This window comes from Streptomyces sp. P17, from assembly GCF_032436805.1.
In the GTDB taxonomy this organism is placed as follows: domain Bacteria; phylum Actinomycetota; class Actinomycetes; order Streptomycetales; family Streptomycetaceae; genus Streptomyces.
In genome coordinates, this window is the sequence record NZ_JAVRBF010000544.1 from 1 (window position 1) to 315 (window position 315).

Below are 315 nucleotides of genomic sequence, written 5' to 3' on the forward strand. Positions count from 1 at the left end.
CCTATGCTCAGGTATTTGCCAATGAGGAGGGTCTGGATAATGAGTATGGAATGCCGCCTAACACGGTTACAGCAGGCGTCCTTGGGGGTGATGAGGACGAAATCGCTGACGTGGTCAACGACTATGTCGCCCCCGGCGTTACCATGTACGGTAACACGATCATCAACATCGACATAGACGGATATTGCCGCGCTATAAAATTTGTACGGCCTGTAGAGATTGAAATCTCAATGAGGGTTTTTGTAAAGCTGGATGCTACCAACCGGGGTTGTCCGGCCCCGTCCCCTTCGGCTATCGCATCGGCTTTGCTCACGT

Annotated in this window: 1 protein-coding gene; it reads left to right on the plus strand. The window is 52.1% G+C overall.

Features of this window, described 5'->3' with window-relative positions; genetic code table 11:
- On the plus strand, nucleotides 1–315 hold a 315-nt coding region (locus RMT89_RS42040), incomplete at both ends, for a hypothetical protein (protein WP_315889026.1).